The 22391-nt window shown below is 72.3% G+C and carries 24 protein-coding genes and 4 pseudogenes; 11 read left to right on the top strand and 17 right to left on the bottom strand.

All coding sequences use genetic code 11. The features are described 5' to 3' along the window. Positions 1-58: 58 nt before the first annotated feature. The gene (locus ABD353_RS21885) at positions 59-847 is read right to left on the bottom strand and encodes a maleylpyruvate isomerase family mycothiol-dependent enzyme (RefSeq protein ID WP_344625329.1); all 789 of its coding nucleotides are present in this window, start codon (positions 845-847) and stop codon (positions 59-61) included. Positions 848-1170: 323 nt separating this feature from the next. Further along, positions 1171-1344 (bottom strand): hypothetical protein, encoded by a 174-nt coding sequence (locus tag ABD353_RS21875; RefSeq protein WP_344625390.1) that lies wholly within the window; start codon positions 1342-1344, stop codon positions 1171-1173. A gap of 90 nt (positions 1345-1434) precedes the next feature. Between ABD353_RS21875 and ABD353_RS21870 the strand changes: the two genes are divergently transcribed. Beyond that, complete coding sequence (locus ABD353_RS21870) at positions 1435-1899, top strand: hypothetical protein (protein WP_344625328.1); 465 nt, start codon at positions 1435-1437, stop codon at positions 1897-1899. A 275-nt stretch (positions 1900-2174) separates the two neighbouring features. On the opposite strand, the gene ABD353_RS21865 is transcribed toward ABD353_RS21870, so the two are convergent. Beyond that, positions 2175-2351: a dihydrofolate reductase family protein gene (locus ABD353_RS21865; protein ID WP_344625327.1), complete on the bottom strand. Its 177-nt coding sequence runs from the start codon at positions 2349-2351 to the stop codon at positions 2175-2177. A 251-nt stretch (positions 2352-2602) separates the two neighbouring features. Between ABD353_RS21865 and ABD353_RS21860 the strand changes: the two genes are divergently transcribed. After that, positions 2603-3700, top strand: a complete 1098-nt coding sequence (locus ABD353_RS21860; RefSeq protein ID WP_344625326.1) for an excalibur calcium-binding domain-containing protein — start codon at positions 2603-2605, stop codon at positions 3698-3700. A 99-nt stretch (positions 3701-3799) separates the two neighbouring features. Here the strand turns inward: ABD353_RS21860 and ABD353_RS21855 are convergent, their stop codons facing one another. Further along, a complete protein-coding gene (locus ABD353_RS21855; protein WP_344625325.1) occupies positions 3800-4363 on the bottom strand; it encodes a hypothetical protein in 564 nt (187 codons plus the stop codon). 370 nt (positions 4364-4733) lie between these two features. On the opposite strand from ABD353_RS21855, the gene ABD353_RS21850 reads away from it, so the two are divergent. After that, a complete protein-coding gene (locus ABD353_RS21850; RefSeq protein ID WP_344625324.1) occupies positions 4734-5735 on the top strand; it encodes a pirin family protein in 1002 nt (333 codons plus the stop codon). A gap of 87 nt (positions 5736-5822) precedes the next feature. On the opposite strand, the gene ABD353_RS21845 is transcribed toward ABD353_RS21850, so the two are convergent. Continuing rightward, positions 5823-6176, bottom strand: coding sequence for a hypothetical protein (locus ABD353_RS21845; RefSeq protein ID WP_344625323.1), 354 nt, complete (start codon positions 6174-6176; stop codon positions 5823-5825). Positions 6177-6265: 89 nt separating this feature from the next. On the opposite strand from ABD353_RS21845, the pseudogene ABD353_RS21840 reads away from it, so the two are divergent. From ABD353_RS21840 to ABD353_RS21830, 3 genes and pseudogenes are all read left to right on the top strand, one after another. Beyond that, positions 6266-6616, top strand: a pseudogene (locus ABD353_RS21840) (transposase family protein); the annotation flags it as partial. Positions 6617-7011: 395 nt separating this feature from the next. Further along, positions 7012-8580, top strand: coding sequence for a right-handed parallel beta-helix repeat-containing protein (locus ABD353_RS21835; RefSeq protein ID WP_344625322.1), 1569 nt, complete (start codon positions 7012-7014; stop codon positions 8578-8580). Between the two features lie 123 nt (positions 8581-8703). After that, on the top strand, positions 8704-9336 hold the full coding sequence (locus ABD353_RS21830; protein ID WP_344625321.1) for a TetR/AcrR family transcriptional regulator: 633 nt from the start codon (positions 8704-8706) through the stop codon (positions 9334-9336). 265 nt (positions 9337-9601) lie between these two features. On the opposite strand, the gene ABD353_RS21825 is transcribed toward ABD353_RS21830, so the two are convergent. The 5 genes from ABD353_RS21825 to ABD353_RS21805 form a co-directional block, all read right to left on the bottom strand. Then, positions 9602-10201 (bottom strand): alkaline shock response membrane anchor protein AmaP, encoded by a 600-nt coding sequence (locus tag ABD353_RS21825; protein ID WP_344625320.1) that lies wholly within the window; start codon positions 10199-10201, stop codon positions 9602-9604. A 54-nt stretch (positions 10202-10255) separates the two neighbouring features. Next, positions 10256-10915 carry a DUF6286 domain-containing protein gene (locus ABD353_RS21820; RefSeq protein WP_344625319.1) on the bottom strand — a complete coding sequence of 220 codons (660 nt, stop codon included), beginning with the start codon at positions 10913-10915 and terminating at the stop codon, positions 10256-10258. A 93-nt stretch (positions 10916-11008) separates the two neighbouring features. After that, positions 11009-11359 (bottom strand): Asp23/Gls24 family envelope stress response protein, encoded by a 351-nt coding sequence (locus tag ABD353_RS21815; RefSeq protein ID WP_344625318.1) that lies wholly within the window; start codon positions 11357-11359, stop codon positions 11009-11011. Further along, positions 11356-11544, bottom strand: a complete 189-nt coding sequence (locus tag ABD353_RS21810) for a hypothetical protein (protein WP_344625317.1) — start codon at positions 11542-11544, stop codon at positions 11356-11358. The genes ABD353_RS21815 and ABD353_RS21810 overlap by 4 nt, the downstream gene beginning before the upstream one ends. Before the next feature lie 88 nt (positions 11545-11632). Next, complete coding sequence (locus tag ABD353_RS21805; RefSeq protein ID WP_344625316.1) at positions 11633-12103, bottom strand: Asp23/Gls24 family envelope stress response protein; 471 nt, start codon at positions 12101-12103, stop codon at positions 11633-11635. Positions 12104-12362: 259 nt separating this feature from the next. Between ABD353_RS21805 and ABD353_RS21800 the strand changes: the two are divergent. After that, positions 12363-12947: pseudogene (locus ABD353_RS21800) on the top strand (RNA polymerase sigma factor). Between the two features lie 938 nt (positions 12948-13885). After that, positions 13886-14653, top strand: coding sequence for a PAQR family membrane homeostasis protein TrhA (trhA, locus tag ABD353_RS21790; RefSeq protein ID WP_425555222.1), 768 nt, complete (start codon positions 13886-13888; stop codon positions 14651-14653). A 482-nt stretch (positions 14654-15135) separates the two neighbouring features. Here the strand turns inward: trhA and ABD353_RS21785 are convergent, their stop codons facing one another. Both ABD353_RS21785 and ABD353_RS21780 read right to left on the bottom strand, forming a co-directional pair. Next, positions 15136-15279: a hypothetical protein gene (locus ABD353_RS21785; RefSeq protein WP_344625312.1), complete on the bottom strand. Its 144-nt coding sequence runs from the start codon at positions 15277-15279 to the stop codon at positions 15136-15138. Positions 15280-15723: 444 nt separating this feature from the next. Continuing rightward, the gene (locus ABD353_RS21780) at positions 15724-15975 is read right to left on the bottom strand and encodes a hypothetical protein (RefSeq protein ID WP_344625311.1); all 252 of its coding nucleotides are present in this window, start codon (positions 15973-15975) and stop codon (positions 15724-15726) included. A gap of 198 nt (positions 15976-16173) precedes the next feature. Between ABD353_RS21780 and ABD353_RS21775 the strand changes: the two genes are divergently transcribed. Next, positions 16174-16347, top strand: a complete 174-nt coding sequence (locus ABD353_RS21775; protein ID WP_344625310.1) for a hypothetical protein — start codon at positions 16174-16176, stop codon at positions 16345-16347. 528 nt (positions 16348-16875) lie between these two features. On the opposite strand, the gene ABD353_RS21770 is transcribed toward ABD353_RS21775, so the two are convergent. Then, positions 16876-17151 (bottom strand): DUF4235 domain-containing protein, encoded by a 276-nt coding sequence (locus tag ABD353_RS21770; protein WP_344625309.1) that lies wholly within the window; start codon positions 17149-17151, stop codon positions 16876-16878. Positions 17152-18301: 1150 nt separating this feature from the next. Here ABD353_RS21770 and ABD353_RS21765 point away from each other — a divergent pair. After that, a complete protein-coding gene (locus ABD353_RS21765; protein WP_344625389.1) occupies positions 18302-18727 on the top strand; it encodes a hypothetical protein in 426 nt (141 codons plus the stop codon). A gap of 299 nt (positions 18728-19026) precedes the next feature. On the opposite strand, the pseudogene ABD353_RS21760 reads toward ABD353_RS21765, so the two are convergent. The 3 genes and pseudogenes from ABD353_RS21760 to ABD353_RS21750 all read right to left on the bottom strand — a co-directional run. Continuing rightward, positions 19027-19772, bottom strand: a pseudogene (locus ABD353_RS21760) (transposase). A 64-nt stretch (positions 19773-19836) separates the two neighbouring features. Then, positions 19837-20607, bottom strand: a complete 771-nt coding sequence (locus tag ABD353_RS21755; protein ID WP_344625308.1) for a hypothetical protein — start codon at positions 20605-20607, stop codon at positions 19837-19839. A gap of 42 nt (positions 20608-20649) precedes the next feature. Beyond that, a pseudogene (locus ABD353_RS21750) lies at positions 20650-20931 on the bottom strand (IS110 family transposase); the annotation flags it as partial. 441 nt (positions 20932-21372) lie between these two features. Here ABD353_RS21750 and ABD353_RS21745 point away from each other — a divergent pair. Then, entirely contained in the window at positions 21373-21630 is a 258-nt protein-coding gene (locus ABD353_RS21745; RefSeq protein WP_344625307.1) for a hypothetical protein, read from the top strand. 181 nt (positions 21631-21811) lie between these two features. Here the strand turns inward: ABD353_RS21745 and ABD353_RS21740 are convergent, their stop codons facing one another. Next, a complete protein-coding gene (locus ABD353_RS21740; protein WP_344625385.1) occupies positions 21812-22093 on the bottom strand; it encodes a DUF6296 family protein in 282 nt (93 codons plus the stop codon). Positions 22094-22391 lie beyond the last annotated feature (298 nt).

Raw genomic sequence — 22391 nt, 5'->3', positions numbered from 1 at the left:
CCGGCTGACCGTCCCTGCCCGGCTGAGCGCCGGGGCGGACACGACGGCCCGTGACGTCCTACTCCTCCGGCTCCCAGGCGCGGAGCAGGTCGAACAGCCCTGCGTCGCCGTCGATCCGCAAGGAGTCCGCCGGGACACGGTCGTAGAGGAAGAGGATCAGCTCACCGGCCGTGGCGTGGGCGGATACACCGGCTGCGTCCGGGCCCTCGCCGCCGGCGGCGGGCAGACGGGTGGTCCGGGCGCCGTCGCCGTCGACCGTGAGGCGCCAGGAGCGCCCCTCGGCGGCGTGGAAGTCGAAGGCGGTGGGCTTGTGCGGCCAGGCGCTGGGCGTCGCGACGCAGGTGAACAGGAACTCCTCGACACCGTCGAGGGCCACCTCGGCCGGCAGCGGCTGCGGGGCGCCCGCGGCGAGCCGGGCGTCGTAGGTGTGCACCGCGCTCTCCTGGACCCGGTGCCGGGCGACCCCGCCGGAGGTCCGCGGCGTCTGCAGGGCACTCCACCACGCCCAGCAGCCGGCGTCCGGGCCCGCCTCCCGCAGCGCACCCAGCAGCAGCTGCGTCGACTCCTCCAGCCAGGCCACCAGGGCCTCGCGCTCCCGCGGCACGACCAGGGCGGCCCGCTCGGCGGCGGCCCCGTCCGGCGGGGCGTCGGCGGGGCCCGCACCGACGATGGCGGCCCAGAAGCGGTCGCCACCACCCAGGTGCTGGGCCAGGTCGAACAGCGTCCACTCGGGGCAGGTCGGCACCTGCGCGTCGAGGTCGGGCGCGGAGGCGACCGCGGCGCGGAACGCGCTCGACCGTTCGTCAATCAGCCGCAGGAGGTCGGAGAAATCGAGAGTGTTATGCACCCGGGGTGTCTATCACCTGCTCAGCCCACGGAAAAGCGGTTTTCCCCGCCCACCGCGGCAGCGGCGCAGCACGGGCCGCTGGGGCCGGAGCCGCGAACGGCACTCCGCCGTCCGCCCGCTGTCACGGCGTCAGCCGCGTCACGTCCTGGACCCCCGGAAGACCGGCACGACGTGTCCCGGACCGGCCGCTGGTCCATCACGGCCGTGGGAGACCCGCCGACCGGCTGGTGCGGCGAGGAGAAGCCCACGCGGCGGGCGGCCGCCCGGCTTCGACCGCGAGGCCTACAAACGGCGTGACACCGTCGCATGGCGCATCAACGAGCTCAAGCGGTGGCGCGGCCTCGCCACAGCAGGGTGGTGCGGTCGGAGCCACCCGGGCCGTGGACGACGAGCAGGCCGCCCGAGGGGACCTCCAGGTCCACGTCCTCGAAGACGGGTCCGCGTGGTCCGTGGACCGCGAGGCCGTGTGCGGTGACCGGTAATCCCTGGATCTCCATGGCAACCGGCTGTCCGCCGGGACGACAAGTGGCTTGACCTGGCCACTAGAGTGGAAACGATCTTGGGGGGTTGTTGCGATGAGACTCGCGGTGGCAGGCACCGTGCTGGCCGGTTTGATGCTGGCCGGATGTTCCTCGGCTGCCGATGGTCAGGCCGCGTCGAGCGCGGAGAGCAGCGAACCGGTGATGTCGGTGAGCCCGCAGGGCTCTCCGACACCGAAGGCCTGCGCATCGCCGCATCCCACATCGAGCTGGATGGGCGGCTCCACCACAGGCCTTCCGGACGACGTGCGCTGTCTGCCCCATGTCCTGGACGGTGAGATGCTCGTGCCTCCGCCCGAAGCCGCGGGCGCTGTGGGAGGAGGTCAGGCCCTGACGATCCACGTGACGGAGGACACCACCCCCGAGGACGCGCTGGCGCTCTGCCGCCGGCTCACCGACCTCGGCTACGGCACGGGCGGCAGCCATGGTGTCTCGGCCCTGAACGTCGGCGGCTTCGACGCCGGTCACTACATGTCGATGCCGAACCGCCGGCCCTGCATGCAGATTCGGTAGCCGCCGTACCGGCCCAGGACGGGACAGGGGGTCGGCGACCCCTCGGCACCGGCCACCTGCACCCCGAGGTTCGGGGCCCTGGACGGCCCGTCGGCCCCGGCAGTCGAGAGTGGGGGTCTTCCGAACGACACCCGGTGCCCGCCGTCGGTGACGTGGGGGACTCGTCCGGATCCGCCGGTCGCCGAGTCTCGCACGCCGGATCAGCCCCGGCTCCTGACGCACATCGGACCCGGCGGCAGTGCGGGGGAAGGTGCGGGCGGACCGGGTGGCCGCGGCTACAGCCGGTCGCTCTTGCGGTGGTCGAAGACGACGGCACCGGAGCTGAAGGCGGTGGTGGTGGCGAGCGTCCAGGCGGCGGCGCTGGAGCCCTCGGGGAACAGGCGCTTGCCCTGGCCGACGACCACCGGGTGGATCCACAGCGTCAGTTCGTCGAGCAGGCCGAGCTCCGTCAACAGCGGATCCACCTCGCAGCGCCCGCCGCAGACCGCACGCGGTGCGCCCTTCGGTCGACCCCTGACCCACTGCCGCCCGCGCCCGGTGCAGGCCGACGGCGCCGGAGGTGAGCGGGAAGCCGGTCGCACTCATCGGCGTGCCGGTCCTCGAACACGCGACCGTCACAGCTGACACACCGGGGGCTGTAGAAACTTGGACGATCTGTGTAGGTTGATCACCGCTCAGCCAACTGTTCGCGGAGAGACCAGCCATGACGCAACCCCCGCCGCCCGACCACGGCTACGGCTATCCCCGGCAGCCCCCGGCCTACGGCCAGCCGCCGTACCCGCACCAGCCGCCCTACCCGTACCCGTACCCCCAGCCGCCGGCGCCGGTGCCGGCCAGGCGGTGGTGGCAGCACCCGGCTCTGATCATCGTGACCCTGTTCCTCTTCCCGCCCGGCGGCATCGCGCTCGCATGGCGCAGCCGTTGGAGCCGGCCGCAGAAGGTCGTGGCGACCGTTCTCGCCGGCATCTGGTTCTTCACACCCTTCATGGGTGACCCGCCGCAGGACCCGAAGGGCGACGCCAAGCCGGTGGCCGCGGCGACGCCGGCCACTGCTGCGCCGGCGAGCCCGACGCCGGCCGCACCGCCGAGCTTCGTGGGCCAGAACCTCAAGTCGGCCAAGTCCGCGGCGAGCAAGGCCGGGTACGACGCCACCTCGCACGACGCCTCCGACAAGAGCGCGGGCCAGTGGGACGACGACAACTGGAAGGTGTGCTTCCAGACCGTGACGGCCGCGAAGGCGGGCAGGACGCCCTCGCTCGACTTCGGTGTGGTCCGTGTCGAGTGGCCCTGCCCCGCGCACGACGGCGAGCCGATCCCCTATCCGAAGATGCCGGCGGTCGTCGGCCAGACCTTCGCGAAGGCGTCCGAGACGCTGGGGCCGCTGCAGCTCAAGGCGGTCGAGGCCGGCAGCGCCTACCTCGACGTCACCCTCCCCGCCGGCGTCGGCGACTGGACCGTCTGCTTCCAGGACCCGAAGGAGGGCAAGGAACTCGAGTACCCGAAGACCGTCACGGCGCACCTCAAGGTCACGGCGCCCGGCACGGCCTGCCCGGCAACCGAGTTCACCCGCCTGCACCCCGACCCGACACCGCCGGCCGTGACCGACGACGACTCCACCAGCGGCTCGTCCTCGTCCGGTGGCTCTTCCTCGAGCGGCGGCTCCTCCTCGGGCGGCTCGGGCAGTGCCTACTACGAGAACTGCGCAGCGGTCCGGGCCGCCGGCAAGGCACCCCTCCACCGGGGGGATCCGGGCTACAGCAGGAAGCTGGACCGTGACGGCGACGGAACCGCCTGCGAATAGCGCCCGCGATACCTGCACCTGGAGGCGGCCGGGCGGGCGCCTGGGGCCGGGCCGGGACACCCGTGTCCCGGCCCGGCCGCTGCGGCGTCGGCGCCGTCCTCAGCCTGCCGTGGGGGTGGGGGCGACGCCGAGTGCGGTGCCCAGCCGGGCCACGACGGCCGAGTAGTCGGAGTCGCCCTTGAGGAGTGCGGCCTTGGCCTGGGTGACCTTGGCGGCGTCGTTGGCGGTGGCAGCGGTCAGGCAGTCGGTCGCACCCTGCCGCAGGTTCGTGACCGCCGAGGACCACAGCGCCTGGGACTGCGGATCGGGGATGGGGTCGAAGTCCTTGATGATGTTGAGATCGTGGTCGAGGTCGTTGCACGCCGACCGGATCGCCGTGTAGTCGGCGGGGGCGGCCGGGGCGATGGCCACGCTGCGCTTGAAGTCGCGGAGGCCGTGGTCGAGGGCCTGCATGCCCTGCTTGTGGCGGCTGTCCGCGAACCACGCGGCGAGCTTGACTTGGGCCTCCGCGGAGAGCGTCGGCGCATCGACAGCGGACGGCGTGCTTGAGACCGACGGCGCGCTCGCCGCTGACGCCGGGCTGCTGGAGGGCGAGCCCTCACTGCATGCGGCAAGCGGGACGACGGTAACGGCGACGATCAGACCGAGCAGAAGTTGGCGCATGAAATCCCCCTCGAACGAAGATCCGAAATCGTATCGCGCCCCTCCGACAGCGACTGACGGGCAGACCGATCGGCCCTCCCGGCATGACCGATCGTCATGATGCGTCGACAGGACGGCTGTCCGTGTGAGCCCGGCGTCCATTCCGATGGCCGTCTTCCACCTCGCGCCGGTGGCGGTCGACGAGGTCGTGCTGCACGGCGAGGCCACGTGCGCGCCCCGCCGGCCGGCCGGCGGCCCGCGGATGTCGCCCCCTGGTCCGCGCGAGCCGTGGCCGGGGCGAGGAAGATCGAGTACCCGGGGCGTGACAATGCCGGCGGGCCGCCCCGGCACTAGACTGGATCGGACCTTCCGACCCCTCGGGGAGGGTGCCATGCCCGCCGTGACCGTGGACAACGTGCTGGACCTGCCGCGTATCGCCGAGCCCGATCCGCAGGTCGCCACGCAGCGGACGGTCACCGCGGTGACCTCCGCGCCCAGCGGGTTCGAGGGCGAGGGCTTCCCGGTGTACCGGGCCTTCGCCGGTGTCCCGATGGAGGCGCTGGATCCGTTCGTCCACATGGACCAGATGGGCCAGGTCGACTACGCACCGGGCGAACCCAAGGGCACGCCCTGGCATCCGCACCGGGGCTTCGAAACCGTCACCTACATGATCGACGGTCTCTTCCAGCACCAGGACTCGCACGGGGGCGGCGGTCTGATCACCGACGGTGCGACGCAGTGGATGACCGCGGGGAGGGGGATCCTGCACATCGAGACGCCGCCGGAGGCGCTGGTCGTCTCCGGTGGGCTGTTCCACGGCATCCAGCTGTGGGTCAACCTGCCCAGGGCCAGCAAGTGGAACCCGCCCAAGTACCAGAGCATCGAAGGGCGCGAGGTCACCCTGCTGTCCTCGGCCGACGGCGGCGCGCTGGTGCGGGTCATCGCCGGAGACCTCGACGGACATGCCGGCCCCGGCTCGACGTTCACGCCGATCACCCTGGCGCACGCCACCATCGCTGCCGGAGCGCGCCTGGTACTGCCCTGGCGCCCCGAGTTCAACGCGCTGGTCTACGCACTGGCGGGACACGGCTCGGTGGGGACCGAGGGCCGGCCCCTCGCCGCCCACCAGCTCGCGGTCTTCGGCCCGGGCGGCGCCCTGACCGTCACGGCGAGCAGCCGGCCCGACGGCGACTCGGCCGACCTGGACGTGCTGATCCTGGGCGGCGAGCCGATCCGGGAGCCGGTCTTCCACTACGGGCCGTTCGTGATGAACACCAAGGCCGAGATCATCCAGGCCATGGAGGACTACGAGGCGGGCCGGCTCGGGGTGATCCCGGACGACGCGATCATGCCGCACACCGCGCGGGGAGCCGATCGCCGCCCGGAACGGTGACGGCGGAGCGCTGCTCCCGGGACCGTCGCGTCGCGCATCGTCGGCTGCCCGACGGTAGGAGCCGTCCCGGCGTTGCGGGCGGTGGTGTCAGCACTGGGTGCGCGCCTGCTTGATGCCCGGTTCGGCACGGTGGAGGTCGAAGGTGGTGGAGAACGTCTGCCGGGCGGTGGCAAGCGTGTCGGCGAGCGGCTGGTACTTCTTGTCCTCCAGCGCGGCCACCCGGGCCAGCTCTGCGGCCGTGTTCAGTCGGCCGACCGCGACGTCCCAGGAATGGTCCGACGAGCCGCCGGCCGGCTGGTCGGGCATCCGGTCGGGCAGCCTCCGCACCAGCGAGCAGGCCAGCTCGCCGTCGCTGCCGACCTTCTGGCCGTCGGACCCGGCCGAGCTGCAGGCGGCCAGCGCCAACATCACTGCAGCCAGCGGAACAAGACGTCTCATCATGCGCGGTGCCCTTCCCCCCGGTGGGACGTGCCCTGGTCAGCCTACAGGCTGTCCCTTAACTGTCCGCCCGGTTCGGCGTCGGTCACGGCATGGGTGGGGTGATCTCGGCAAGCGATCCGATGTGGATCGAGCCGTTCTCGGGGTTGCGCGAGTCGCAGTTCCGCAAGCCGGTCGCGCTGGTCCGCCGTCCCGGAGGTGACGTCCGGCGCGGCCGGCCGTGGCGGCTCTGCCTGGAGGACCGGGTGCTGCTGGTTGCCACGTACCGGCGGACCGACCTGACGCTGCGGCAGGTCGCGCCGTTGTTCGGGATCTCGAAGTCGGCCGCGGACCGGGTGCTGGACCACCTCGCCCCTCTGCCGGCCATCTCGCCCGCGCCGCGCCCGCGGCAGGACACCGTGCTGATCGTGGACGGCATCCTGGTGCCCACCCGGGACCGGACGCAACCACCGTTCTCGTGGAGCGCCCGGGCCGAGGGTTCAGCTGATGACTCGTCAGAATATTGACAAGTTGTCCGCTCTTGCATCCGAAGTCGGAGCCTGCGACCGTCACTTACGCAACTCGCCTCCCACGAAGCAGACTTGGCGGGCGACACCACTCTCGGCGTGGACGGCCGCCGGCGCATCGGCTGCCGACACGCCTACCCCGTGATCGGAGCCTGCCGCACCGGGCACGGAGTCCGGCACCCGCCTCCTCCGGCCGCGGGTGTGCGAGCTGGTGTCCTGCCCCCTCGGCCGCTCGTGAGGTCCTGCGTGAACGAACGGCGACCGCGCGGGTCCCGTCGGCCCTGCACGGGGCGGAATGACGCCCGCGCGAGCACCTCGAAGAAAAGGCAGCAATGAAACGCACAGGCCGATACGTACTGTCAGCGCTACTCGCCGGAGCGGCGCTACCCCTAGGAGTTGCCGGTTCACCCCCGGCCCAGGCCGCTTCCCGTACCTATTACGTCAGCACCGCTGGCTCCGACAGCAACCCGGGGACCTCGCCGTCCAAGCCGTTCCGCACGCTGCAGAAGGCCGCCGACAGCACTGCGCCCGGGGATGCCGTCTCCATCATGAACGGCACCTACACGGAGCGGGCCGGCGGTTCGGACGTCCTGGCGATCTCCCGTTCGGGCCGTCCCGGCGCGCCCATCACCTTCCAGGCCCATCCCGGTCACCACCCGGTCATCAACCCCCTCACCGGGTGGAACGGCATCCGTGTCAGCGGAGCCTCGTACATCGTCATCCGAGGCCTCGAGATCAAGGGCGACAGCGAAAACATCTCCCTGGCCCAGGCGGAGCAAGGCGCCAGCACCAGGAAACCGAAATACAACACCAACTGCCTGTCGGTCGACAGGGGCGCCACTTCGCACCACATCGACATCATCGGCAACACGGTGCACCACTGCCCTGGCGGGGGAATCTCCGCCATCGACGCCGACCACGTGACGATCGACCACAACCACGTCTACGGCAACGCCTGGTTCTCGGTCTTCGGCCAGAGCGGCATCTCGATCCTCACCGCAAAGGACAGCGACGCCGGGGACGGCAGAACATACAAGATCCGCATCACCGCCAACACCGTCCACGACAACGAGACGCGAGTGAAGTGGGAGCACTGCCAGTGCTACTCGGACGGTAACGGCATCATCATCGACACCCTCAAAGGCCACGACTACAAGGGCCGGGTGTTGGTTGCCAACAACGTGTCCTACGACAACGGCGGCTCGGGCATCCACTCCTACAAGAGCCAGCACGTGGACATCGTCCACAACACGGCCTACCAGAACGGCCGCAGCACCCGCATGGATCCGTACGCCAACATATATGCCCAGGACAGCACGGACGTCAGAGTCCTCAACAACGTCACCTCCGGCCGTCCCGGCCAGCCGACGAACTCCCAGCACCGCGACGTCGACGTCACCTACGACTACAACGTGTACTACGGCGGCCGGGCCCCCGAGGTGAAGGGTCCGCACGACATCGTCGCCGACCCCCGCTTCGTCAAGCCCGGCACCGGCGCGGGCGCCGACTTCCGGCTGGGCAAGGGCTCTCCCGCCATCGGCACGGCCGAGCCGTTCCCGGCGGTCACCACGGACATCACCGGCGCCGGCCGAGCCGGCGGCGCGCCTGATCGCGGGGCCTACGCCTTCATCAGGAACGGCACGGCGCCGTCCGCTGCTCCCACGATGGTGGGCACGGACAACGGCTCCCCGCAGAATCCGCTCGCCACCCCGGCCCCCGGGCAGGGCGCGCGCCCGTCCGCCGGCACGAGCGCCAGCCCGGGCAACGATGTCCGGGCCACCGGAGACGGCGAATCGCTGGCCCGGACCGGAGCCAACGTGGTCGTGCCCCTCGGGATGGCCGCCGCGGCACTGGCGCTCGGCGGAGGAATCATCTTCCTGATCCGCCGCAAGCGCTCCTGACGGCACCGGAGCCTCCCCGTCTCCGCCACCCGGGCACCCCCGCGGGCCCGGGTGGCGGGCCTCCACGTCACCCACGCGCAGAGCACCCCACGAGCATGCCCCCGCTCCTGCCAGACTCGCCTCATGACTGGACACACGGACGGGGCACGGCCACTCGACACCCGTGCGGCGATACCCGATCCGCCACGCGTCGCCTGGCGCAAGCACATGAGACGGCGCGTCCTGGACGCCGCACGCGACCTGACATGTTCCTCGGGCTGGGACCAAGTAAGCCTGTCGGCCGTGGCCACGGCCGCCGAGGTGTCCCGCCCCTCCGTCTACAAGGAGTTCGGCAACCGGGCGGGCCTCGGCCGGGCCCTGGTGCTCAGAGAGACACGCGAGTTCCTGGAAAGCGTGGCGCTGACCCTCTACCCCGGGCTCCCGGACCCCTGCGCCTCCCTGGAGGCAGCCGTCTTCTTCGTCCTCACCGAAGCCCACCGCAACCCGCTCATCCGGGCTGTCGTCCTGGCCGCCAGAAAGGGCTCCGACAGCCTGCTGCCCTACCTCACGGCACGCGCAGACCCGATCTTCGACGCGGGGCAGAACCTCCTGCGCACGTGGCTCACGGAACGCTTCCCCGAGCGGGATGAGGACCTCATCGACACGGCGGCGGACATTGCCGTCCGGATGACCATCAGCCACCTCGTCCTGCCCGGCGCGGACCCTCGCCCCACCGCACAGCGGCTCTCCCTGGCGGTACTGAAAGTACTGCAGTAGCGGCGAGCGCCAGGAACGACGAGCGAGAACGCGTGCGGTCGCGGGCTTGCCGGAAGCGGTCCCGGCCCGCACCCGCCGCACCGTCACCGCCCATGCCGATGGCCAGACCGACCGCCGCACCCTCCTCGATGCCCTCGGACTCCTGCGGCGCGCTCCAAGACACCGGTACGGCAAAGCCCGTAGCGGTGGACCGGTCGGCACCGGGCCTCGACGGGAGGCTCTCACTCCGGCCTGTCCGATGTTGCCGTGACCTGGTCATCGCCGGTCATTCGGCGCGGTGGGGCCGGTGGGAGGCGACCCGCAGCGTGGCCCGCGTGGGGAGTTGCTCCCATCCGGTGCTGCGGCGGGCGCGGTTCAAGGTGCCTTCCAGTGCGGGGAGGATGTCGCGGGGGTGGGCGTCCGGATCGAGGGTGAGGTCGAGGGTGGCGTGGGGGTGGTGGGCCTGACCGGTCAGGTGGGCCTGCGCCTTGTGGACGCCGGGGAGTCGGGAGGCGTCGGCGGCCAGGGCGTCGGCGAGGGCGCTGTCGTGCAGTTCGACGCCGTCGCAGGGCGGGTTGCCGACCGGCAGGCGTCCGGGGTGCCGGTGGCGCAGTTGTGCCAGGAACCACCACAGGGCCAGGGCGGTGAGGACGGCCAGGGCGGCGATGACGGTCGGCCACCACCAGTCCGTGTCCGTCCAGCGGGTGCGGTCCCGGACCGGCACGAGGGTGTCGTGCGGGCCGGTGAGGGGCCAGTCGGCAGGCGGGTCGAGGCTCCAGCGCCGGTAGAGGTCCAGGGCTCCGACCAGCACGAGCAGGCCGCCGCCCAGCATGACCAGGCCCGCGACGGCCAGCAGGGTCCGGTTGAGGACGGAGTGAGAGTTCATCAGGTCGTCTCCCGTGAAAATGGGCACGCGGTCCGTAGCGCTGCGGTGGCACGGTCACGGGCCGCGCCGGCGGGCCCGGACCGTGAGCCGGGGCACACGGGCCAGGGCGAGGGCGTCGAGCTGTGCTGTCAAGGCTTCGGTGACCTCGGTCCGCACCGTGTCCAGGTCGCGGAAGGCCACCTGGGCGCGGGCGTTGATCCGGCGCCGGCGCACCCTGATGTCGGCGTGGGAGACGCCCGGCACCCGTAGGGCGGCATCACGCAGCAGTCGGGCGGCGCCGTCGCGGTCGAGTGCGGCCTGTGGTGCGTCCGGGTTGTCGGGGACTGCCATGGGCAGGAGGTGCCGGCGGCCGGGGGTGAGCGCCAGAACGATCAGCAACAGGCCGAGGACGGCTGCCACTGCCGCGCCGGTGATGACCCACGGGTCGTCGATCGGTCGGGTGGCGAGTTCGTCGGCGAGGGTCTTGCGCCAGGCGGCGGCCGTGTGGCCGGTACGCACCCGGACAACGTCGAACAGCGTGAGCGCGCAGGCTGCCAGGACGACGAGGGCCACGATCGCGGCGGGAACCCTCCGCTCGGACCACCAGCGCGACGCCGTACGGCCGCGCTCGGTCTGGGCCGCCGGTGTGCCGGCCGGGCTGCTTTCGGACGGGCCACCCTGCGCGGTGGCGGATTCGGGGTCCGGGTCGGAGACGGCCGGGGGCTGGTGTGTCATGCCGGCTCTCCCTGAGATCTGGTGGCGGTGGGCGGGCGGATGCCCCGGCGGTGTCCCGCGGGAAGGGCTCGGTGATGGGGTGTGCGCTGCGGGTCAGTGGACGCGGCCGCCGCTGCCCTCGGGAAGGAGGCGGCGGATCGCGAGGGCGACCTCGGTGACCTCGAGTCCGGTCAGACGGCCCACGCGGCGGGTCACCTGGCGCTGCAGCTCGCGGGCGGCTGCGGCGAGGTCGACCGGGTAGGGCAGCTCGACGGCCAGGCGGATGCGGGCGAAGCCGCCGTGGACGTGCGCCGACGCGTCGGGGGTCGGCGGTGCGGGCCGCGCGGGGCCGTACTGCTGTGCGGCGAGGGCCTCCCGGCCGGCCCGCGCGGCGATCCTGGCCACCACGCGGTCCGGGATGACGGTGGCGCCGCGCTCGCGCGCCGCGACGGCTTGCCGGGTCATCGGCGCCGGTCCTCGGACCGGGGTCGGCGCCAGTCCCTGACGTCGACGTCGCCCTCCAGGAGGCGCCCGACGACGAGGCCGACCACCCCGAGGACCAGGACCAGGAGGAAGGCCCAGAAGCCGCCGAAGTACCCGGCGAATCCCAGCGCCATCCCCGCGAGCAGACCCAGTGCGGCTGTGCTCATCTCACATGCTCCTTCTTCGGTGTCGCCCGGGCCCCCGGTCACGCTGCAGCGTCCCTGCAGCGACGGTGCGGGGCCGGGCGGCTGCAGGTCAGGCGACGCGGCTCTCGGTGTCGTCCTCCTCGTCGGGGAGGTGGACGTCGTCGACGGCGATGTTCACCTCCACGACCTCCAGGCCGGTCAGGCGCTCCACCGCCGCGATGACGCTGACGCGCACGTCGCCCGCCAGGTCGGTGATGGGGACGCCGTACTCCACGACGACGACGAGGTCGACGGCGGCCTGGCGCTCGCCCACCTCGACCTTCACGCCGCCCCTGACGCTCGCCCGTCCGCCGCCGGGAACACGCTCGCGCACCGCGCCCATGGTGCGGGACATCCCGGCTCCCAGGGCGTGGATACCGGGAACGTCCCGTGCGGCGGTGCCCACGATCTTCTCCACGACGCTGTCCGCGATGGTCGTCCTGCCCCGCTCCTCGGGCACCCGGTCGGCGCCGGTGGGACCTTGCAGGCCGCCCTCCGGGCGTCCGTCGCCCTGCGGGAAACTGCTGGACGTGTCCGTCATGGCAGGCCTCCTTGACCTCGCCCCGGTGCGAACCCGGTCCCGGGCCCGCTGAACTGTTGGACGCCGCCGGCGCGAAATCCTCACGCCCTCGGCATAACCGTCCCGATTGCGGACAGGCGCGAGGAGGAGGGGCATACAGCACCGGCAACCGGACGCCACGATGAGCACAGCGCAGACCCGCACCACCGCCGGCCTCCGCGAGCGGCCTCCGCCGCTCCGGCCCCGCACCCGACGCGACCGCCCGGCCGCGCCGTGGAGCCTGCCGTCCCCGTCCACCGCGGTCCGGCCCGCCCGCACCGGCCCGGCCGGCGACCGGCTTCTCGCGGTCCGAGCGGCGGAAGGCGACGACGACGCCTTCGCCGTCCTGGTCGGCCGCCACAGCGCCGTCCTCCTCGCCCTCGCCCACCACCTGACCGGCAACCGGCAGGACGCCGAGGACATGGTCCAGGAGTCCCTCCTCAGCGCGTGGAGACGACTGCCGGAATTCCGGGGCGACGCCGCGTTCCGCACCTGGCTCTACCGCATCGTCACCAACCGCTGCCTCAGTCTCCTGCGCAGCCGTCCCGTGCCTGCCGTCCCCCTCGACATCCGGCCCGAACCCCCCGTCCTCCAGGCCCACGGAGCGCCGGAGCAGATCGCCGAGACCCGCGCCGCAGCACGCGCACTCGCCCGCGCACTGGCCGACCTCGACCCCGGCCAGCGGACCTGCTGGATCCTGCGCTAACTGCACGGCATGCACTACGGCGAGATCGCACGAACCCTCGGCGTCAGCGAACAGACGGTGCGCGGCAGACTGTTCCGCGCACGCCGGTCCCTCGCGGAGGCGATGGACCCATGGCGCTAGAACACCGCCCGGCCCACACAACCGGCCCGACCCGGCCCCGGCCCGGCACCGGCCGGACCCCGGACAGTCCCGACGACCCCGCCGACGCCGACAAGCAGCGCCTCCTGCGTCAGGCCACCGAGGCCCTCCGAGCCCAGGGACCCGACAGCCGGAGCACGGCCCTCGCAGATCGGGTCATGCGCGCGGTACGGGCCGAACACCGACGGGGACGACGACTCCCCCGCGGCGACCCCGCCCTGAGATGTCGCATCGACGAGACCACCGCCGCCAAAGCACTGCGCCGCGCCGCCGACGACGCCGGCACCGCCAGGGCCGGCAGCTGCCGCCTCACACCCGTCGCCGACGGCAGAACCATCCACGCGACCATGACCCTCACGGCCGACCCGTCCCGCCCCCTGCTCCCCCAGGCCGACCAGGTCCGCCGGGCCGTCCTGCACAACGCACAACACACCCTGGGACTCGCCGTCACACGCGTCGACATCACCATCGACGACCTCCACACCCCGAAGGCACCCTCCTGCTCTGACTGTGAGGATGTAGGCGGCACCGCTCGGGGGTCTGACCCGTGCTCTGAGTGACGCTTCGGCTGTCCTTCTGCGGAATCGTCGGCCTTGCGAGCGGTGTCGCATGCACGCGCCGGTCGGGCGCCTGTGACCTCATAGGCGCCCGGCACGGGGAACGCGCACCGCGCGAGCCGGACCGGAACGAGGCCCGGTCGCAACTCCCCCCGGGCCCGGACCCTTCCGAACCATTCGGGGATGCTTACGGGAACCGCTGGTCGTCTGCGCGATCTGCTGTACGAGGCGGTCGGTGCTGGTGCCGATCGGCCTCGAAGCCGAGTTCGGGGAGCGGGCCGTGGGCGATGTCGTCCAGCACGACGCGAGTCGTCTCGGGGCGGCGTCGGCCGCATTCTTCCGCCGGTTTCCTAAAATGAGCGCGTGATCGGCGAAGACGCCCAGCCACCGGCACACGGACGGGATCCCGAGCCTCGCTCCGGCACCTTCTGTACCGCCGCGGTCGACGCACCTGAAAGACGGGCAGCCCGCAACCTGGACGGCGGCGTGGAGCACGCGGCGGCTGCACCGAGGCCGAGAATGCGCGGCTGGCTGCATGCCGGCGCGTTCCCCCTCTCGCTGGCCGCAGGCACCGTCCTGATCGCCCTCCCACGCCGGGCTCCCGCAGCGGCAGCCTGCTCGGTGTACGCACTCTCGGCCTGCCTGCTGTTCGCCACCAGCGCCGCCTACCACCGAAGAACATGGGGTCCGCGCGGGGAGGCGGTCCTGCGGCGGCTGGACCACGCGAACATCTTCCTGATCATCGCCGGCACCCACACCCCGCTGGCGGTGCTGCTGCTGACCGCGCGCCAGCAGGTGGTGCTGCTGACCGCGGTGTGGGCGGGCGCCCTGGCCGGCATCGCCTTCCGAACGCTGTGGATCGGGGCACCCCGGTGGCTGTACACCCCCTGCTACGTCGCCCTGGGCTGGGTAGCGGTCTTCTACCTGCCCGATTTCGCGCGCACCGGCGGCACCGCGGTCGTCGTCCTCGTCATCACCGGCGGCCTCCTCTACACCGCAGGCGCCGTCGTCTACGGGCTCAGACGCCCCGACCCTTCACCGTCCTGGTTCGGCTTCCACGAGGTCTTCCACGCCCTCACCGTCGCCGCCTTCTCCGCGCACTACACGGCCATCCTCCTGGCAGCCATGTGACCGGCTCCCGGGTGCGTGCGGAGGCACAGCACCCGGGGGCGGGCCCTGGGCGCAGCGCGCTCGGCAAAGACGCGAGGACCGCGAGACGGGCGATGAAGGACGCGATCCGCACCGGACTCCGCGCAGCGGCGCGGCGGACCCGACGCACCCGCGCCTACCTCCGCCCGGAGTGCGCCGCCTGGCTCACACCCCCGCCACGGACAAGACGTGACGGACCGCCACAGCCGCCCCACCGACGAGAGGATCGGCTTCCGGAAATCGGGGCGCCGCGGTAGGCGGCCCGGCCACGCGCCCTGCTGCGCCGGGGGGCGGCCCGCAGTTCCTTCCGCGCTGGGCCGAGGCCGCAAGGGGCGGTACCGCTTTGCCGACACCGCCCCTTGCGGTCGGCGATGCCGACGTGGAGTACGGGCCGTTCGCGGGTGGTGGCCGGGGTTGCTGCGGGAGTTGGCATCGGACGTCCTTCCCGCGGACCGTGTGCCCGGTCAGGACGCCGGCAACAAGCTCGCAAGGCTTTTCCGCAGCACCGCACGGCGCAGCGGTTCCCGGCCGGCGAACTCGCGTTTCTTGTGGCAGGGCCGGCATTCGACGGCTTGGGGATCGTGGTCGGGCAGGCTGGTCTCGATCAAGCCGGTGGTGCGGGTGACGCACCGGTCACGGGCTTCAGCCCGGCGGAGCGCCCCGGCTCCGGCCCGGTCCGCTTCGACGTCGTTCCTGGCCCGGGTGGCTCCCCGGCAGGGGGTGCGTTGGTGGGTGCCGTCGCCGGCGTCCCACTGGTCGCGGCAGGTGGGGCCGGCGGGTGACGATCGCGGTGCACGGCACCGTGCCGGCCGCCGCCGGCCCCGACTTCCCGCCGCCGGCCCCCGTGCCCGACGGCACCCCGGATCCAGCGGGCAGGTGTGCGGACCGCGCCCGGACATGCGCCGCAGCTCGGGCCCCGGGAAACCCTGCGGCACGGCGGCCTCGCAGTCGACGACCGGAGCCGTGCCGGCGCTGATGGACCTTCGGTGCAGGCATCGGGATGCGGGCGAACTGCGCCGGTCCTCCCGGTCGCCTGGTCGCGGCCCTTCCGGCTACTCGCGCGACCACTCGGTCTCGGCCTGGGGTTCACCGACCGAGTGGCGCCCCTCCCAGACCTGGACCGTGATCGCCCGGGGGCCGGGAGCGGGGCTGGAGAGCGTGCGGACGAACACGTCCCGCAGGTGGTTCGCCGCCTGCTGGGGCGGCCCGTCGTATTCCAGGGGGTTCGGCATGGGAGCGCCGTCCTGCTGGACCCAGCGGCCGTCGTCGTCCTGCGTCCGGAGAATCCACCGGTAGTACCTCATCCTGGCCTCCCGCGACGACGGGCCGTGTCAGAACACGACCGTAGGTGCCCGACAGGCCGCCGGCGACCGCAAGGCTCCACCAGTGCCGCAGGCGCAGCCGGTGGTCGCACCCGGGCACCTCGCCGACACACCGGGCAGGTGGCGGCGGCACACGCCGAAAGGGGAACGGGAAACGCCCACGGGCATCGGAGGCCACTGATGTTCGAAGCGGGTGACATCCGGGAACGGCGCGGCCACGCCGTGGTGGATGCCGACCGCCACAAGATCGGCGCGCTGGAGTCCTTCCACGGCTACCCCGTGACCGGCCAGCCCTCGTTCGCCACCGCCACGCGCGGGCTGCCCACGCACCACGCGGGCCGGGCCAGGCCGTAGACAGGTCCTGACCCCGATCCCCGGCTCGGCACTCTGCTGGTCTGCGACCGCGTCCATCCCGTGGTCCACCGCCCCGCACGTAGGCGGCCACCCCGCGTGAGGCAGGTCGACGAGGTACTCGCGCGACCAGGCTCGCCACGACAGGCCGCCTACCCCGAGCGCAGGCCGTCCCACTCGCACGCGTCCGGTCGGACAGGCCCCGGCCGGTGCCGCCGTGCCGGCCGAGCAGTCGCACCTGGAGGGCGGCGCCGACCGCGGCCGGCTCTTCCGCTCGCCGGACCCGCCGCACCCGAGGAGGCCGCGCACCGCGTGCGGCGGTTGCCGGTCGGGCGCTCCCGCAGAGGAGCCCTCACCCGGCCCGGACAACGCGGACGGCCGGGAGGACCACGACGACGAGCCGGGCTGCGCCGCGCGCTTGAGGACCCGGTCGGCACCGTGCGGGCGCAGACGGCGGTACTGGGCGCGGTGAGCGAACGCCTGGCTGCGAAGGTAGCAGGCCCGCAGTGCGCCGGTGCGCCGGTGCGCCGGTCAGATGTCGCCGCTGGTCGGCCGGTGCCCTGCGGCCTTACCCACCGCCACCGCACCGGCCCGGTCGAGGGCCGCCTTCACCAGCCCGAACACCGCGCCCTGCAGCGCCGCCGCGAGGAGCACCTCGCGCCAGGTGCGGTCCTCGTCCGTCGCGTTCGGGGCATCTTCGTGCCCGGCCACCTTCCACACGCGTTTGAACACGGCTCCCGCCAGCACACCGCCGAGGGCGCCCACCACCATGCCCACCGGCCGGTAGACGATCTTCGAAACGTTCACGACCCGCTCCTCCTCGTGCTTCCGCGTTCACCCGGCGCCTGTCCACCCGGCCCGTCCTCAACCACGGCCGCCGCGAGGAATCGTGAGGAACGGGGTCGCGAGCGCTCGGGTCTGCAGCCGACCGAGTGCTCTTGATGCGGAACGCGGCCGGGCCGACGTCGTGGTCCCGGCAGGCGCAATCCGCTACGAGGTCTTGGCGTGCGATCCATGGCGCCGTGCAGGCCGGCGGTGAGCAGCCGCCGTGCCAGACGGGTGAGTCGGGCGTGACGGTGGTGCAGCGGGTGGGGTCGGTTCACTGGCCGGCGTCCTTCGCTCCAGGTCCCCGACGGGACGGCGGTGGTGGCGCGCGGTGGTTCTCGGCTGCCGCGCATGCCCCGGCCGGGTCACCGTCTGCTCCCGCCCGCCAGCCGCATGCGCGCCCTGGCCGGCCTCCCGTTCGGCCCGGCCCGCCGCAGCCCCCGGTGTTTCACGGCGCGACCTCGGGCTCGGTGCCGGCAGAAGGTCGCCCGCGAGCGTGCACGCCGCCACCTCGCCGCCCCGTTCTGCGCCGGCACCTCAGCGCGCCCGGGTCACATGGAGGGGTTTGGCCCAAGCACCCTGCGGCATACGCAACCTGCAGGGACGCCCGGCGAATCCAGGATGCCGGCAACCCCTCACCGGGCCGCTCCTGCACCCCACTCACCGCGCACCACACTCGGGAGTGCCCGTGATCATCCTCGGCGTCATTCTGCTCGTCATCGGCTTCGTCACCGGGATATCGATCCTGTGGACCATCGGCATCATCCTGGCCGTCATCGGCCTCATCCTGTGGGTCGCCGGCCTCCTCGGCCACGCCGTCGGCGGGCCCCCCCCCCCCCCCCCCCCCCCGGCGCCCCCCGCCACTACTACTGACCCCGACCCCGGCCCTATGGTCAGCACACGGAGCGGGGGGTGGACGCGGTCACCGCCGGACGGCTTCCGTCTGCCCCACCGCCCCAGCTGGGCACCAGGAAGCACAGCGTCCGACACGCCGCCGCCCGGACTTCGGACGAGTGCGTGTGCCCATGGGCGCGCGTCTCCTCCCGGCGGCGGTCCACCGACGGCCGTTCCGGGAAGAATCCGGGCCCACGGGGCCGGCTACGGACCGCCGACAGGCCGCCCCCGCACGGGCATGGTCACGGCCGTCGAGCAGGCGGTCCTGGAGGCGCAGCGGCCGGCGGAGGACGGCGGGTGGGAGCCGACAGCTGCGGATCTGGTGCTGGCCCGACAGACTGCCGTCGCGCTCGACGGTGCTGTCGGCCCGGCTGACGTGCAGGATTCGCTGCCGCGGATCGAGCGTCTTGCCGGGCTGCGGGGGGCGCTCGCCGGCCTCGCTCTGAGTGTCGCGCGCATCCACGGCCACCTGGCGTGGTTCCTCGCACAGTGTGCGAGCGGGTTCGCCCCGGTTCTGCACTGGCGTGCCTTGCCCGCGCCGGGCGGCCGCGCCTTCGACGCCGTCCTTCGTCCCACGGACCAACTTGCCGACGCCGAGCGGGCGGTGCGGCTGCCGGCCGCGATGCTCGCCCGCACCGGCAGCAGCGGAAAGCCGAACGGCTGACCGGCCATCGGCCTCACCGCCCCGGCTGACGCCCCACGGCCGTCGCCTTCGTACGGCGGCCTGCAATCGACCAGGTGGCCGCCTGGCACGCCAACGGCGGTCTCGCCCACGCGCCGACCCCGTCACCCGCAACCAGCAGATCGTCGGCGCCGCCCGCGGCCTCACCCCGTGGCCCGTCGTGCTCGGCCTCATCGGTGTGACCGCTGGCGGCCTCCTCCACTCCTCATCGGCTGAGGGCTATCGCGTAATTGGTCTTCGGGCGTCTCGCGGGGCGGGCCGATGCTCGGCGGTCGCCCGCCTCACGCGGCCTGGAGGAGGTTGTGAAGGCGCGCGATGCCGAGCACGGCGTAGTGGACACCGCTGCCCTTGAGACGGCAGTCACGCAGGATCTTCCAGGTCTTCATCCGGGCGAAGACGTGCTCGACCCGGGCGCGGACCTGCTTGTGTTCAGGGTTGTGCTCGGCCTGCCACGCGGTGAGGTCGCCGCCCCTGGGCCGGCGGTGCGGGATGACCGGGCCGGTGCCCGGGTATCCGCCGTCGGCGATCGTCGTGGTCCGGCCGACCGCGTCCTTGGCGCCGGACTCCTCCCGGGCCTTGCAGTCGTTCCGGTTGCCGGGCAGGGGTCGGCCGACCGCGACGACCAGGCGGGTGCGGGCATCGATGACAACCTGGTGGCTGGTGGAGTACCGCTGGTTCTTGGACTGCTCGGCGATCGTGTGGTCGCGGGTGGGGACCAGGAGACCGTCGACGATCAGCACAGTGTCCTTGCGGAAGCGTCACCGCGGCTTGAGCGCGAGCAGCGGGCCGATGTGGTCGATGATGCGGTCGGCCGCCGACTTGGACACCCCGAACAGCGGCGCGAGCTGCCGCGGCGTCAGGCTGGTTCGCCAGTAGGCCGCGACCAGCAGGACCCGGTCCTCGAAGGGCGGGCCCATGGCCGGCCAGGGCGGCCCGTGTCAGCACACTCGCGACGCAGCACTGTCATCAGTTTGCGGAAGTCGTGCGGGCTCAGCCCGGTGAACGGGGCTATCCAGACACACCTCACGGTGCCAAGCCGTCAAGTCGGGGCCTGTGGGTGCGGGCTCGGTGTTCGAACGCCACGTCGGCAATCAGGGGGTGTCCGTGGTGTGGCGACGAGCGAAGTCCCACGGGGCGGGTGCATTCGCGGCCTCGTACTCCGAGGCGATGTCGAAGACGCTTCCGCAACCCGGGCACTCCGCATGGCCGAACAGGTGCGTGAGACCCCAGGCTAGTTTTGTCTGTTCGTCCCGTTCAGCCAGCTCATGCAGCATCCTCCCCACGCTGGTCAGCGCGTCGGCCGTGGCCGGCCGCAGCGGGATCTGGTGGACGTCCCCCAGGTCCCAGTCCCGGATCGAGGAGTAGCAGCCGTAGTCGCCGATAGCAATCGTTACGGTTGCACGGCAGTGCGGGCAGGCGACTGTGTAGAAAGAGTCGGTGAAGTCGTCCAGAGTCTCGAACCACAGGGGCTGGCGGTCGAAGGCGAGTATCGCCTGCAGCAAGCCGAGATAGGTTCGACGGTCCTGGCCGGGTGCAAGGCGCGCGGTGGCCAGGTCCCGCAGCCGTGCCAGGGTCGGCTCCTGGCGAGCCACCTCTTCGTCGGCGCCGTGGTGGCCTTGGAGCAGACCGCCCGCGATGGCGCCGGCCAAGCCGAGAGCCCAGTCTCCGGAGGCGGTGGTCTCGACGATGTCCGCCAGCTGCGGCAGCGCGGCAATGCTCGCCGAGGAAATCGTCCCCTGATGGCACAAGCGCCCCCAGAGTTGGTCGATCGCGTCCTGATCACGACCGGCTGCCCGTTCCAACAGCCCGGGAATCGCAGCCGCCGCGCCGTAGACATCGTGCAGAGTGGACCAGTCGATCATCCGGCGATTCAAGCACGCGGCCGAAGGCCACCGTGGATTCGGCTACGCCGCTGCTACAGCGAGCTCCTGTGGGGTCGGGAAGGCGATCTGCTCGTCGAACAGCTGGCGGTTCTTGAGGCAGTGGTACAGCTGGCCGGGCATTCGGTTGAACAGGTTGCGCTGGGCGGCGGCGTGCCAGTCGCCGGCGTTGTCGCGGCGTCGCCGGTAACGGGCCTTGGCGCCGGGCGGTGCGGTGAGGGCAGCGAAGGCCCGGAGGTAGCCGGCGTGGTTGAGCCGGTCGTTCTTCACCCATCGTCTGGTGATGCTGGACTTCTTGAGGGATGACGTGCTCGTCGTAGCCATGGATGTGGACGGTCGGCTCCAGATCCGGATCCTCGTCGGGAATCACCGCCACGAGGAAGGCGGCTCCGGGGAGGTGGGTCGCGGCGTTGGGGATCTCGGTCCACGCGGCCTGCGCAGGGACGGCCTCGCTCGGCTCCACGCACCAGGCCTCGTCGGGCAAGGCGTAGTGGGACTGGACGGCGTCAATCGGTCCCGGTCGGGGCCTTGCGTTCTTCGTGTGAGAGGCGCTGGCAGCTTCAACCTGTCGCCGAAGATGCGGCACTGCTGTACTCGTGGCGCCGGGCACCGGATCTGGCACCCGCGACGGTCGACCACATCGACCACCCACCAAGGCGTGCCTGGTCGGCGCGCGGCCTGCGCCGCGGCGGTGCACGCCGGACGGCCGCGGGTGCGGCGGAAGGCGGTGCCGCGCATCGTGGAGGCATGCCGAACAACCAGTTCCATACCGAGCAGTTCAGGCCGAACGTTCGTCTCCTCACCCTGGGCGCCGCCTTGGCCGGTGCCGGGGCTTTCCTGGGCGTCGCAGGGGCGGCCCTGGTCGCCACCGCCCTGGCCACTGCCGGACGTCGGGTGGTCACCGCCTGGGAAACCCACCCTGCACAGATGGCCTCCCGCACCGCCCGCCAGGCCGCTTCCGCCTCCAGCGCTGCCCGCGATGCCTGGCGCTCCAGCCCCGTCTGATCCGGGACCGACGGACCAGGGCCCGGCGCAGGGCCGCACAGGCGCGGAACCCGGTCCGGGTCCGCCTTCCGGAACACGCCAGGAACGGACTTCCATGGCTGTCCGAACCGTGCAGACCTGCGCCGACCTGTCGATCGGACGAATTCTCCTCGCGCGCCCGGTGTGGGTGGTCCGACCTGTACTACGGGCTGATCGTCGGCCTCGGCACGGTCCGCGGGCTCTGCGGGGACTGCAGAGAGGTCGCTGGCCGATGGAGGGGCTGAGCGTGGACGGGGTTGTCCGGCACAGGTCGGCCGACGCAGTCCAGAACATGGACGAGACCGCCGTCCTCGATCTCGACCCGGACGCTGAAATCGGCATCCGCATAGACCGGATGCCCGTGCGGCCCGAATCCGGCCTGCCGCTCCACCACGACGGTGTCCTGCTCTCCGTGGCACCCGGCAGGCCCGGGGAACGTGAGCATCCAACGGTCGGCGCGGTTCTGCGTCACGGCGATCACGTCCTCTCCACCACGGCACGATGACACGGCCGAAAACTCCAGCGTCCGGCCGCAGCCCGCGCGGCCTCCCGTCCTCGGGCCCGCATGCAGCAGGCGCCTCCGAGCGGAACACCCGGCGTCTGCGCAATCCCTGTCCGGACAAACATGGAGCAGGCGGGGCCATCGAGCGGTCGAGTGCACCATGTGCAGCCACGTCACGGGCTGCGACCGTCGCCCGAATTCATGTCTGACAAAACCGGCATTCGGGTTCATACTTGTTTTG

This window comes from Kitasatospora arboriphila (assembly GCF_039528095.1).
Classification (GTDB): Bacteria; Actinomycetota; Actinomycetes; order Streptomycetales; family Streptomycetaceae; genus Kitasatospora; species Kitasatospora arboriphila.
The sequence above is the reverse complement of the archived record's forward strand: the minus strand, read 5'-3'. Positions and strand labels throughout refer to the sequence as shown.